The organism is Gluconobacter frateurii, from assembly GCF_002723955.1.
Classification (GTDB): domain Bacteria; phylum Pseudomonadota; class Alphaproteobacteria; order Acetobacterales; family Acetobacteraceae; genus Gluconobacter; species Gluconobacter frateurii.
Genome location: NZ_BEWN01000002.1, coordinates 52,732 through 65,331 on the forward strand (window position 1 = coordinate 52,732; position 12,600 = coordinate 65,331).

The window sequence follows — 12,600 nt, forward strand, 5'->3', positions numbered from 1 at the left end:
GCTGGAATACATTGACAGCCCGCGGACTCGTCGGTAGCTAGCGCCTGCGCTGAGAAGGAATCCGGACATTTCGCCCGGATAAGAAGGATGCGCACAGGGTAAGGGATCAGACAGCGTGGGAAACGCCCCTTCCAATGAGGATGGCAACTTCGATGAGCGCCTTAACCGCGCAAGGAAGAAGCTTAACCCCCATTCGGAAGAGTTTTCTACAAAGTCCACCGAAGAAGACAGCAGTTCCATTGCTTCTTTCGGTGTTGCGATCCGGGTCGGAACAGAGCTCGTAGCTGGTCTGGCGGTGGGTGTGGCGTTAGGTTACGCTCTTGACCGCTGGCTGGGTTACAGGGTCTTGTTCCTGCTGATTTTTGCCCTGTTGGGTTTTGGTGCCGGCATGATGAATGTCTGGCGGGTGTTGAATGGGCCGGGCATGGTACCCGAGCCAAAAGATGACGGGAGAAGCCAGCGTGGCAGCCGGATCGACGATTGACGCGCTCGGACAGTTCGAGCTCCATCCGGTTCTCGGATCTCTGGGCGAAGCTCTGCGGTTCTCACAGTCTCCACTGTTCATGCTGATCGCCGTTGTGCTGGTGCTCGCATTCCTCTTCATCGGAATGCGCCCGGCCTCCGTCGTTCCAGGCCGTCTCCAGGCTGCAGCCGAAATCGGCTACGACTTCATTCACGACCTTGCCATCGGCACGATGGGCGAAGAAGGCACCGCTTTCTTCCCGTTCGTGTTCGCTCTGTTCTTCTTCATTCTCGCCGGTAACTATCTCGGCCTCCTTCCCTTCTCCTTCACCTACACGAGCCACATTGCAGTCACCCTTGCACTGGCCGTCACGGTGTTCCTGATCTCGATCCTGGCCTCCCTGCGTTTCCAGGGTCTGGGCTTCTTCAAGCACTTCATGCCAGCTGGCGCCCCTGTATGGCTGTCGCCGCTGCTCGTGCCGATCGAGATCCTGTCTTTCCTTTCTCGCCCCGTCAGCCTGTCGATCCGTCTGTTCGCCAATATGGTGGCCGGTCACGTTCTGCTCGAGGTGTTTGCCGGCTTCACGATCATGCTCGCCGGTCTGGGCTTCTTCGGTCATATCCTGGCCGTTGCCCCGATCGCGATCAACATCGCACTGACGGCTCTGGAATTGCTGGTGGGTGTGCTTCAGGCATACGTCTTCGCCATCCTCACCTGCATCTATCTGCGCGAGGCCGTCGCTCACTGAGCGCGGTTTTGCACAACCCCTGTATCGACCCTAAAGGAACCTGACCATGGACGTTCAAGCCGCTCGTGACATCGGCGCCGGTATTGCAGTAATCGCCCTCGCAGGCGTCGGCATCGGCCTCGGCAACATCTTCTCGACGCTCGTGAGCTCCATCGCTCGCAACCCGGCTTCCCGCCCGCACGTTTTCGGCCTCGGCATGCTCGGCTTCGCGCTGACAGAAGCTGTTGCTCTGTTCGCGCTGCTGATCGCCTTCCTGATCCTGTTCGCCTGAGGTCGAACATGCACCGCACGCCACGTCTTTTCCTGTTCGCCGCTCCGCTGGCGGCTGTGCCGGGCCGAGCTGTGGCTGCGGGCATGCCCCAGCTGAACGTCCATGATCCGCTGCTGATCGGACAGGTCGTCTGGGGAGCCGTCATCTTTGCCGGCTTCTACATTGTCCTCAGCCGCTCCGCTCTGCCGCGGATCGAGCGCGTGCTGTCCAACCGACGCACCCGCATCCAAAATGACCTCGATATTGCCCGCCGTGCGAAAGCAGAGTCCGACCGCGCAAGCGCCGAACTTCTGAGCACCCGCCATGAAGCGGCCGCACAGGCCCGGGCCAATGTGGAGCGCATCCAGAACGAGGCTCGCCTCAGCGCCGAAACGCACGCACGGGAAACCGCAAAGCGTCTTGAAGCTGATATTGCGAATGCCGAAGCACGGATCGCCCAGTCCCGCGAACAGGCACTGTCCAGCCTGCCCGCCATCGCTACCGGTACCGCCCAGAACCTCGTTTCCCGTCTGATCGGGGAGCAGGACGAGCAGACTATCGCCAGCGCCGTCAAACGCGTCAGCGCTTAAGGAGACGACGATGTTCCAAGAACCCCGTTTCTGGACCGCCCTGGCTTTCGTCCTGTTCTTTGTGATCTTCGGTCGCAAGCTCTGGGCCGTCATCACGAGCCATCTTGATGCCCGCGCAGAAGGCGTCCGTCGCGATCTCGACGAAGCAGCACGCCTTCGTCGTGAAGCCGAGCAGATGCTGGAAGATGCAACCCGCGAACGCGAAAAGACGCTTGCTGAAACGCAGGCCATGATCGCCCGCTCCGAGACGGAAGCTGCTGCTCTTGCAGAACGCGCCCGTCACGAAGCGGAAGCTGCTGCTGCTCGTTACGAGAAAATGGCTCACGATCGCATTGAAGCAGCTGAACGTGCTGCCATCCGCGAAGTTCAGGAACGTGCAACGGCAATCGCTATTTCCGCAGCACGTGACGTTGTGGCTTCCCGCCTTTCCGAAAGCCCGGACGTTGCTGCCCAGTTGATTGAGCAGAGCATTCAGAACCTTCCGGAAGCTCTGCGCCGTTCCGCGGCCTGAGCCTATGACAGCCCTCCGTCCATCGCAGACGTCCGTGACTCTTTCCATTGTCATGGCGGTATTAAACGAGGCGGAGAATATACTCCCGGTGTGTCAGGAACTCGCAGGAGTTCTTGACCGCCTTCCAGAAAATACTGAAGTTGTCGTCGTTGACGATGGTAGCGCAGACGCCACCGTCCAGAAGCTTCTCGAAGCACGGCAGCAGTATCTTCCCAATCTCAGAATCATCAGCCACCCGCGTCGCCTTGGAAAATCCGCAGCCCTGAGAACAGGTGCAACCGCGGCCCATGGAGAATGGATGGCAACCATCGACGGTGATGGGCAAGACGATCCGTCTTCCATCATCCGGATGCTGGAACTGGCCCGTACAGCCAACTCCCATCCTCCGCTGGTCGTGGGCGTTCGGCGCAAGCGAAATGACAGGCTGTCACGTCGTATCGCCACAAAGCTTGCTAACGGCCTGCGCCGCAGACTTCTGAACGATGGCTGTCCGGATACCGGGGCCCCCCTCAAGCTTTTCTCCCGCGAGATGTTCCTGCGTATTCCGCAGTTCGAGGGTGTCCATCGCTTCCTGCCAGCACTGCTGGGACATTACGGCGCACCGCTGATCTGCCATGAAGTCCAACATCGTGCGCGCCTGCACGGTTCTTCCAAATACACCAACTTCAATCGGGCTCTTGTTGGCATCCGCGATCTGCTGGGTGTCATGTGGCTACAGAACCGTACTCACCTGCCTGATCATCTGACCGAACACTGATCCATCCAAGATCGGGGATGGTCTTTAGGTCTGTCTCCGTCCACCATTCCGTGATGGACCGGAACGGAGCCTCACCATGAAACTGACATTCCGGCACTATGCCCTTCTCGGGCTGGTAACATTTCTGCTCGCCCTGTCAGGACGCATGACCCTACCTCCGCTCGATCGGGATGAGCCGAGATATATGGAAGCATCCGAGCAGATGCTGACGTCCGGCAATTTCGTAGATGTTCGTTTTCAGGACAAACCCCGCTACCTACAGCCCGCAGGCATCTACTGGCTGGAAGCCTCTTCCGCACAAGTCGCCAAGGAGTTTTTCGGACCGAGCGTTCTCAGAAAGACCTGGCCCTACCGTATTCCCAGTCTTCTGGCAGCCACCCTCATTGTTCCGCTGACAGCCTGGATGGGAACAGTCCTCTTTGGAGCAACAACCGGCCTGCTGGCTGCCGGCCTGCTGATGGTCTCAACGCTCTTCGTCGCCGAAAGCCATATGGCAACGATCGACACGGTCCTGCTGCTGGATGTCCTGTGCTTTGAAGCGATGCTTCTGCGTGCCTTCCTTGATCGCCAGAAAAATATCCCTACCCCGGTTCTGGTCGCATGCGGTTACTGGTTAGCCCTTGGAGCAGGTCTCATGCTCAAAGGGCCTGTCGTCCTCATTCCCGGCTTCGGCACGCCACTCGCGCTCTGGGCCGTGGAACGAGACAAGGCATGGTGGTCCCGTCTCCGTCCCAGCTGGGGCTGGCTTCTCATGGTTGCCGTGGTTGTGCCCTGGTGCATCGCAATTGAAGTCGTTAGCCACGGCGACTTTTTCTCACGCGCCATCGGCCGGAATTTCTTAGGCAAAGTCGCACACGGCCAGGAAGCACATGGTCTTCCTCCTGGGTTCCACCTGTTGGTTTTCGCACTGGCCTTCTGGCCAGGATCCCTGTTTGCAGCTCTGGCACTCCCTGCCATCTGGAAGAACAGAAAACTTCCACAGGTCCGCTTCCTACTAAGCTGGATCCTTCCCCACTGGATCGTGTTCGAGCTCATCGCAACTAAGCTGCCGCACTACGTCCTCCCCACCTATCCAGCCATAGCCATCCTGACAGCAGCCTCCCTCACTGTCTGGACCACTCCCACCCTATCCCGGTGGAGCAAAGCCGCTCTCGGGTTCTATGGGGTACTCTGGGCTATCATCGGAGTAGCGTTCTGCTTCGCTGGTACGGTCCTGCTGTACAAGATGGAACACGTATTTTCCTTACGCGAAGGCTTGGCTCTCTGCGGTACACTCCCCTTAATGGGAGCAGCAATTTTTCTGCTGCTGCGTCAGCATCGGCAACAGGCGGCCTTCTGCGCAATGGGTGCGGCAGTCATCGCACAGGCAGGTCTTTTCCTGGCTGTCATACCCAACCTTCAAACAATCCGTCTGGCACCTCGCGTTGCCGCTCTTTTCGAAGAGGTCAAACCCTGCGATCAGAGCGTGCTGGTCTCCACGTCTTATTCTGAACCAAGTCTGGTTTTTCTGGCAGGTGAACAGACCCAGTTGCTTGGTCCCGAAGCGGCTGCGCTGTATCTGCAAAAGAGCCCCCGATGCACACTCGCGCTCGTGGACCGTAAAGACGAAAAAGTTTTCCAGAATGCGCTAGCAAAAAGTGGGATGAGCGTCGTCGAATACGGGCGGATCAAAGGCCTAAACTATTCAAACGGTCATCATCTCGATCTGGGCCTTTTCGCCCCGGATTAAGATCCTTCACTGAACCACGTGGAACATGCTCTTCTTGGAATTTCAGATACCCGAGAAGAGTTTGTACAATCCACGTCTTTATAGAAATTGTGGTCAGCGAATAAAGGCGATTTAACGCCAGTCATCTCAGAAAACGTAATCAGTAAAGAATCATAAAAACCTACCCGCATAATGCGGGTAGGCACCTGATATATCAGGCAATTTTCAAGACACTATCCACAGACTCTGAACTGCGGACAACATAAGGACCTGCCGCCTCAATTTTGAGAGCAAGAAGACCAATGCTGCCCGGCATGCGTTCACCAAGAGGAAGAAACGCATTTCCATTCGTCCAGCGCATTGGAGCATGCTCCCTGTCGTGCCAACCACTCAGAGTGTCGTCAGAGAGATGAGTTGAAATATTTTTCGTCACCCCACTGTCGAAGAACGAAATGTCACTGACCAACACACCAAGCATGCGCCGATCATCAACAAACGGGCCAATCGCATCGGAAGGGCGACTACTGTTCGAAACAACCTGAACAGAATTCACTCCGTCCGGAATCATGAACATGGTGCGTCCATCAACTGTCCGCAGTGCCTCAATCCGGTGACCATTATTGGACACCAGGTGCAGATCACTCTCGACAACCGTGGTAATAGCAGGCGTCTGAATTTCAAACTGAAGTACCTGCGCACGTTGCTCAATCAGACGATATGCGGGTTCGACGAGTTCCCGAGACACTGCCAGAGGAGCCGCTGCGTCCGTTTCCCAGGACTTGGCCTGCTGACCAAAGACAAAGACATTCCCTTCCTGACGGAACGCACGGCGATTTCCAGTATCCAGATAACTTTCCGTCAAGGCACCGTTGGCCACGATGACTGAATGATCTTCGGTCTCGATATGGAAATAGTCATAAGATGTGAAGGATTTGTCGAAAAAGATCGAACGGCCGTTTACAAGCATGCGAGCGGGGATGAATTTTCCATCCAGGAACAGGCAATGCTCTGAGGTGACAAGCAGATCCTTGAAAGGCACGCCCAGTGCAATTGCATCTTTGACAATCCGCACAGGATAGCCTGCTTCATCATCCGCTTTTTCAGGGCGGATCACGCAGTGAGCCTTCCCGGCCCAGGAAACTTTGCTGCTGCTCGTTACGCCATCACGATAAGACGTGATGATATCTCCTGGAACGAGATCCTGAACAACTGTGTCGCCGTTCGGCCCGGCTACCAGCGTATCAGCCAGGAAGCAGACCTCATAAACAAGGTCACCACTACTGTCTGACGACAGGGTATAACCAACATTTTTAACGCCGATAATATTCAGGGAAACGGCTGAACCGTCCTTCAGGGTGAACGTAACATGATCCGTATCCGGATAACTTACGGCAACCACGTCCGCAGCCTTGACGCTCTCAAGCGTGATACCATCTGACGTCCCGGCAGTTGTATTCGCGGAAAAGCCCGAGATCACTGTGGTCGGGCTGCCCGAACCCGTAATAGTCAGACCGACATTGCTGTCGCCCTGCAGATTAACAGTGCCGCCAGCCGTGGTCGGAATGATAATCTTTGCACCGTTGGTCGTCGTGACAGTGCCTGAAAGAGTAGCTCCAGCAGCAGCACTCAGAGTTGCGCCACTTGAAACCGTCGTGGTGCCAATTGTTCCACCAGACGCAGCGTAGACAGTTCCGCCACTGCTAACAGTGGTACCAGTGGCCAAACCACCCGATCCGACATCTACAACGCCACCATTGAGAACAGTCGTGTTAGACGCTACTCCGGCGACCCCAAGCCCGCCACCACTGCTCATCACCAAACCGCTTGCGGTGGCACCAGACCACACTGCCACGGTATTTCCCGAACCAATGGTGCTGTTAGAAAGAGATGCACCAGATTTAAGCTCAATTGTTACGCCCGTGCCGAGTTTCTGATAGCCGCCATCGCTAACACCACTCTCGAAAATCAGAGTGCCGCTAACAACACCGCCCGCAACAAAGTTCGGAGTGACATAGGTATCAATTGTGCCACCATTAAGCGTCAGAGCTGAAGTAGTAGCTCCCGCCGAGAAAGTCGCAGATCCCCCAGCATTAACCGTTGCAGTCGACACCGTTCCGCCAGAAGAAACAGTCAGGCCGCCTCCACTGGAAATGATAGCGTTACTGACCACTCCTCCCTTGCTGACATTAATGGTGCCGTGGTTCGCAGCATCTGGGTTGGAGAGCGCTCCGCCGGAAAGAACGTTGATTGTAGTTCCCGAAAGAGCTGTCAGAGAGCCTTGATGCTGATTGTCATAAGTCGTTCCGACATTGAAAGTCGCACCCGCAGCTAACGTAATATAGCTACCAGAACCACCTGCTAGAACCGTAAGCGTTCCGCCGGATGAAATAGTGTCAGCAAAAGCAATTCCACCACTCTGTACAATTAGCGTTCCTCCGTTAATAACCGTTGCACTCGCATACGTGCCCCCGGAAGAAACATTAACGGACGAAAAACTGGACCCATAGAAACTTCCAGGGTCAGTTCCACTCTGAATGTAACCATCTACATACAAAACGCCATTTGATACATGACTCATAACTAATTCTCCACGTTTATTAAAAGTATTACCTGAGGTAAAAATAAAAATTATCAGGTAAACTATTTAAAAATTCTTCGTATTCACTTGGGATTCCAATTTTCATGGACTTTTTTCGTTTTTGCAAAATTCGATATTCTTCCAAATGGAAAAACACCCAATCTCTAAATAAAAAACGTCTCCATCCAAGCTAGTTTGAAGAATCTCGTCACGTAGATAGAGGCACATTTCCGATGGATACGAGAAGGGATGAATTTTTTAACGATAGAAAAAAAGTTGACAAACTTTTCTCTCACTTAACCCATATGCAGCAAAAAAATTTTATAAATACATTAAAATCAATAAGTTATGGTATTTTTTCTTTCATTAACAAATGCAAATATCAATCAATAATTGATATTTGCATGTTAAACAAATTGTATCATGGGGGTTTTTTGAGATTTTTTTGTCTTTAAGACAGCTGTCTCGCTTACCATCCATATGATCACGCAAAATTCCGTCGATGATCCCCGCAATATTTTTATTAAACAGGTATTGATTGCTATATGAAAAGAAAATCAAATATAAAGATGCGACACTTAGATGTCGTAAAAAATTTATATAAAATACAAAATTTAAAAAATGCCTCTGATGTTATGTCTATAACACCTGCAGCAATATCAAAAAGCTGTATCGAATTTGAAAAAATTATTGGGAAAACGCTCTTTTCAAGAACTCGGAAGGGCTTCATTCCCAATGATATCGCAAAAAGAGTAGTTGAATCGAGCATTCTCATTGAAAAAGAAATCGATCGTATGATTGTAGATATTGACAATATCTACAATGACCAAAAATACATAAGCATATCATTTCAATCGAACTCTATTATATCCGCTATGATGAATTGCGTTCTAAATTTGAAAAGAAAAAAAGGAATTAATTTCTCTATTAATTATGGGTCAAGAGACCAGATTTTTTCCAATTTACTAAAAGGAAAAACAGACATAATATTCGCCAGCACTTACAGTGAAATAATAGATGACAGATTAGATTATAAATACATAGTGAAAGACGAGTGCGTAATTTTTGATAGAACAAATATATATACCGTAGATTATATAATAAAAAATTGGAAAACTTTGCAGTCTAAAATATGGATTTTACCTGTGAGAGGCACAGCAATGAGGGATAAATTTGAATCAATCTTAGAATATAATGGATTAAAATCTCCCAAAAACCTCATCGAGATAAATTCAACTATAGGAGCAACAACTTTTATAGATAACGATGACACTATTGGAATGTCTCCTTTATCCTTTTTGAAAAAAATCAAATATGGATCCGGTGCAAAAGAAGTATCTGATGGAAGTCAGAAAATAATTCTTGATGTCGGGATTTTCTGGAGAAAAAATTCAAGAGAAATCGTTTCAAATACAGTTAACGATCTTACGAAAGAAATTATCGAAAATATTTGATATGAATTAGTTAATTCAGAAGATAAAATTACTACCAACCCAAAAAACGACTCTTAATGACATCCCCATCACACAGGAAATACAAAACAAAATTTTCTTTCTTTGTTTACCACGTGGGAACAGCGAAAAGCCTAACATTCCCAGAATACCATGGTGGAGCTGAGGGGAATCGAACCCCTGACCTCCTCATTGCGAACGAGGCGCTCTCCCAACTGAGCTACAGCCCCATGGCACTTCTGATAGTTCTTGCAGGGAGCCTTTCTGTCAAGCATTGCGGGAGAGAGTTGTCGTCTCCCTGAGAGACAGATACAAAACCCTCTTCTGCCCGGCTTCTGTCGGGTCTTTCGCGATTTCCGACGAGGTTTTCAGCATGCTTGCCCTGCACGCCATTATCCTGATGATCATTCAGGCATTCGTCTGGGCCCTTCTGGCTTACTGTATCCTGTCCATGCTTCTGGGCTTTGGCGTTCTGGATATCCGTAACCGGTTTTTCTACTCACTGTTCAACACACTGGCCCGGGTGGTCGAACCTCTGCTGACCCCCATCAGGAACATCCTGCCCAGTACGGGCGGCATGGATTTCGCCCCCATGATCCTGCTGCTCCTGATCCAGTTCCTCGTCTACCCGCTTGTGAACCGCGTCTTCGCAACGCTGATCTACCACCCAGCCTTCTGAAGCCTACCTCACCGCACGCCATACTTCTTCCATCGCATCCGCCAGAACGTCGTGCGGCTCGCTCCACTGCCCATCGTGGGCAGGTGGCTGCATCCAGACCCGCCATCCCTGACCGGCTTCCCGCTCAATCCGAAGCGACCAGTCCTCCGGCAAGCGGCTGAGAACACGCTCAAGACGCACTTGGCTGGTCAGTGGCTTGGCATAATTATGCCCCATAACAGTAGCCCTCCTTCAATCAGACATTCCGCAACTAGAAGACCATATTGACGGCAACTTCCGGCATAATGGCTCTAGACGCATTATGCCCAGTAAATGGGACGATGACCCCACCAATGAAACCCATGTCCGGGCTCCAGTTATATTCCATCGCGGGCCCAAGATTATAAGAACCTGACCAGGATGACTGAGTATGCACCGCCTGCATGGCTTTGCGATATTTTCCCACCAGTTCAGTCGACCCGGCCCAGGTGCCATAAAGATCCAGAGACATCACCCAGCGTTTTGTCAGCCCATACTCAAAAGACGCACCTTCGTTACCAAACGCTCCGGGATGGGCAGTTCCTGAAAAGCCGGTCGATGTTCCATAACTGGTGGTATCGCGCAAATGCGCCGTTGTCACAGCCTGTCGCCCTACAGCCCAGACACGTAACCGCGCAGCATGTCCCATCACCCTGTAAACGGACTGGCTTTGAAAACCGAAGCGCAAAAACCAGGCCCCCTGCCCAACACCATCCTGAGACTGTGACAGGCCTGTATAATCACCTGTGGGCGCAATAAACCCCAGATAAGCCGTCACTGATGGCCGATACTGCGCAGGACGCGCCGTCAGAATATTGTAGTGAAGTTCGATCGGAAAATCGTTGAATTTCACACCAGTGCTGCTCTGACCGTTTCCCCATCCATAGGAAAATGTCGGCAACGAATAGATCGAAAGTCGATCTGTCAGACCGTATTTGATCAGTGTGTACTGGGACACAGACTTTTGAGCTGTGACAGGCCGGACTTCCCCCAATGCATCAAACCGGCCTGAGGGAACAGCCCCCTGAAAATAAGGTTCAACAGCGAGTACGCCCGCTTTTGTTTCCGCGGGAGAAGGCGAAAACAAAGACCCCGTATACCATTGCTCAGGAACAGTCTGAGACGCAGCAAAAGCCTTGGAAACCTGAACGCCATTTAGACAACATGGAACCCACAGGAAGAATAAGTACGCACGAATGTTGATTTTGAAGCACCATTATGTTGGTCGATGAAACAAACATCGCCACCATACGCAACTTTTGCAGCGCCTCAACTCTCACCCAGTCATTCGTGCCTACATATTTGCGAAATCCGGAAATTCCGAAACGTCAGGCTGTGCCGCCAACCGTCAAACCAGACAGCTTCAAAGTCGGCTGACCAACCCCGACCGGAACACCCTGTCCGGCCTTTCCACAGGTCCCGATTCCCGGATCAAGCGCCACATCAGATCCAATCATGGAAATCTGGTTCATCGCATCCGCACCGTTGCCAATCAAAGTGGCTCCCTTCACGGGCCGCGTCACCTTTCCGTCCTCAATCAGATAAGCTTCCGACGCCGCAAAAACGAACTTGCCCGACGTGATATCAACCTGTCCGCCACCAAAATTGACCGCATACAAACCGCGCTTCGTTGAGCGGATCATCTCTTCCGTGGTCGCGCTCCCTTCCAGCATGACGGTATTCGTCATCCGGGGCATCGGCGCATGGGCGTAAGATTCCCGCCGACCATTCCCGGTCGGAGAAACCCCCATCAGACGAGCGTTCAACCGATCCTGCAGATACCCGGTCAGAATACCGTCCTCAATCAGAACCGTGCGACCCGTCGGGGTGCCCTCATCATCAATACTCAGCGAACCACGGCGCTCTGGCAACGTGCCATCATCAATAACCGTCACGCCCGGCGAAGCCACCCGCTTGCCAACCATTCCTGTAAACGACGATGTCCCCTTGCGGTTGAAATCCCCTTCCAACCCATGACCTACAGCTTCATGAAGCAGAATGCCCGGCCAGCCCGGACCAAGAACCACGTCCATTTCACCAGCTGGCGCAGGTGCTGCATCCAGATTCAGAAGCGCCTGCCTCAGGGCCTCATCCACGGCCGCTTTCCATGTTCCGGCATCCAGAAGCCGCGACAGCTCGTATCGGCCGCCCTGCCCATGTCCACCACTTTCGCGACGGCCGTCCTTTTCAACAACGACAGAGACGTTCAGACGCACCAATGGTCGCAGATCAGCAACCCGGCCACCAGCATCCGCCCGGCGCATGATCTGCACCGCCTGCCATTCTGAACTCAGACTGGCGCTCACCTGCACAACGCGCGAATCCAGCGCACGCGCATACGTATCAATCTCGCCCAGAACCGCCGCCCGTGCTGCAAAATCCGTACCTTCCAAAGGTCTGGAATCAGCATAGAGCCGCTGGTTTGTGGAGCGCGGCCCCGGCGCCATAATGCCACTACGCCCTTGCCGGACCGCCCCAACCGTGCTCACCGCCCGCGCAAGAGCCTCCTCACTCATTTCGTCCGAATGGGCGAAAGCCGTCTCAGTTCCCAGAACAGCGCGCAGCCCAAACCCGGAAGACGTCGTGAAGCTGGCGGACCGGATCGTTCCATCATCGAGGGAGATCCCTTCATTCTCCCGGTATTCTAGGAAAAGCTCTCCGTCATCCACGCCCTCCAGACCCTGCGCCACCAGAGCCTCCGCGCCATCCCGGGTCAGTCGAGATCCCGGGCGGTCGAAAAACAGGGCATCGGTCGTGGCAAGAGCCCCCAGCGCTTCCGCGGCAATGGACATGATCTTGATCTCCTGGCTGAGAGGGCGAAACGAGGTTCAGAGATGGTGCGTGAGA

Annotated in this window: 13 protein-coding genes and 1 tRNA gene; 9 read left to right on the forward strand and 5 right to left on the reverse strand. The window is 52.9% G+C overall.

Annotated elements, in window-relative coordinates; translation table 11 throughout:
* Positions 1-115: 115 nt before the first annotated feature.
* The 7 genes from GFR01_RS05660 (at position 116) to GFR01_RS05690 (ending at position 5,048) form a co-directional block, all read left to right on the forward strand.
* Positions 116-484 (forward strand): AtpZ/AtpI family protein, encoded by a 369-nt coding sequence (locus GFR01_RS05660; protein WP_063904868.1) that lies wholly within the window; start codon positions 116-118, stop codon positions 482-484.
* The gene (locus tag GFR01_RS05665) at positions 462-1,211 is read left to right on the forward strand and encodes a F0F1 ATP synthase subunit A (RefSeq protein WP_063904866.1); all 750 of its coding nucleotides are present in this window, start codon (positions 462-464) and stop codon (positions 1,209-1,211) included. The genes GFR01_RS05660 and GFR01_RS05665 overlap by 23 nt, the downstream gene beginning before the upstream one ends.
* A 46-nt stretch (positions 1,212-1,257) precedes the next feature.
* Complete coding sequence (locus tag GFR01_RS05670; RefSeq protein ID WP_007284348.1) at positions 1,258-1,482, forward strand: ATP synthase subunit C family protein; 225 nt, start codon at positions 1,258-1,260, stop codon at positions 1,480-1,482.
* Between the two features lie 8 nt (positions 1,483-1,490).
* Positions 1,491-2,051 carry a F0F1 ATP synthase subunit B family protein gene (locus GFR01_RS05675; RefSeq protein WP_063904865.1) on the forward strand — a complete coding sequence of 187 codons (561 nt, stop codon included), beginning with the start codon at positions 1,491-1,493 and terminating at the stop codon, positions 2,049-2,051.
* 10 nt (positions 2,052-2,061) lie between these two features.
* Positions 2,062-2,562 carry a F0F1 ATP synthase subunit B family protein gene (locus GFR01_RS05680; RefSeq protein ID WP_015072828.1) on the forward strand — a complete coding sequence of 167 codons (501 nt, stop codon included), beginning with the start codon at positions 2,062-2,064 and terminating at the stop codon, positions 2,560-2,562.
* 4 nt (positions 2,563-2,566) lie between these two features.
* Positions 2,567-3,319 (forward strand): glycosyltransferase family 2 protein, encoded by a 753-nt coding sequence (locus GFR01_RS05685; RefSeq protein WP_099181664.1) that lies wholly within the window; start codon positions 2,567-2,569, stop codon positions 3,317-3,319.
* A 76-nt stretch (positions 3,320-3,395) separates the two neighbouring features.
* A complete protein-coding gene (locus GFR01_RS05690; RefSeq protein WP_099181665.1) occupies positions 3,396-5,048 on the forward strand; it encodes an ArnT family glycosyltransferase in 1,653 nt (550 codons plus the stop codon).
* Positions 5,049-5,241: 193 nt separating this feature from the next.
* On the opposite strand, the gene GFR01_RS05695 is transcribed toward GFR01_RS05690, so the two are convergent.
* On the reverse strand, positions 5,242-7,605 hold the full coding sequence (locus GFR01_RS05695) for a Hint domain-containing protein (protein ID WP_099181666.1): 2,364 nt from the start codon (positions 7,603-7,605) through the stop codon (positions 5,242-5,244).
* A 545-nt stretch (positions 7,606-8,150) separates the two neighbouring features.
* Between GFR01_RS05695 and GFR01_RS05700 the strand changes: the two genes are divergently transcribed.
* Positions 8,151-9,059 carry a hypothetical protein gene (locus tag GFR01_RS05700; RefSeq protein ID WP_145994558.1) on the forward strand — a complete coding sequence of 303 codons (909 nt, stop codon included), beginning with the start codon at positions 8,151-8,153 and terminating at the stop codon, positions 9,057-9,059.
* A gap of 151 nt (positions 9,060-9,210) precedes the next feature.
* On the opposite strand, the gene GFR01_RS05705 is transcribed toward GFR01_RS05700, so the two are convergent.
* A tRNA-Ala gene (locus GFR01_RS05705) sits at positions 9,211-9,286 on the reverse strand.
* Between the two features lie 143 nt (positions 9,287-9,429).
* Here GFR01_RS05705 and GFR01_RS05710 point away from each other — a divergent pair.
* Positions 9,430-9,735, forward strand: coding sequence for a YggT family protein (locus GFR01_RS05710; protein ID WP_063904930.1), 306 nt, complete (start codon positions 9,430-9,432; stop codon positions 9,733-9,735).
* Positions 9,736-9,738: 3 nt separating this feature from the next.
* On the opposite strand, the gene GFR01_RS05715 is transcribed toward GFR01_RS05710, so the two are convergent.
* The 3 genes from GFR01_RS05715 to tldD all read right to left on the reverse strand — a co-directional run bounded on the left by GFR01_RS05715 (position 9,739) and on the right by tldD (position 12,545).
* Complete coding sequence (locus GFR01_RS05715) at positions 9,739-9,951, reverse strand: hypothetical protein (protein WP_063904855.1); 213 nt, start codon at positions 9,949-9,951, stop codon at positions 9,739-9,741.
* A 34-nt stretch (positions 9,952-9,985) separates the two neighbouring features.
* Positions 9,986-10,840 (reverse strand): hypothetical protein, encoded by an 855-nt coding sequence (locus GFR01_RS05720; protein WP_099181668.1) that lies wholly within the window; start codon positions 10,838-10,840, stop codon positions 9,986-9,988.
* A gap of 241 nt (positions 10,841-11,081) precedes the next feature.
* Positions 11,082-12,545 carry a metalloprotease TldD gene (gene tldD, locus GFR01_RS05725; protein ID WP_099181669.1) on the reverse strand — a complete coding sequence of 488 codons (1,464 nt, stop codon included), beginning with the start codon at positions 12,543-12,545 and terminating at the stop codon, positions 11,082-11,084.
* Positions 12,546-12,600 lie beyond the last annotated feature (55 nt).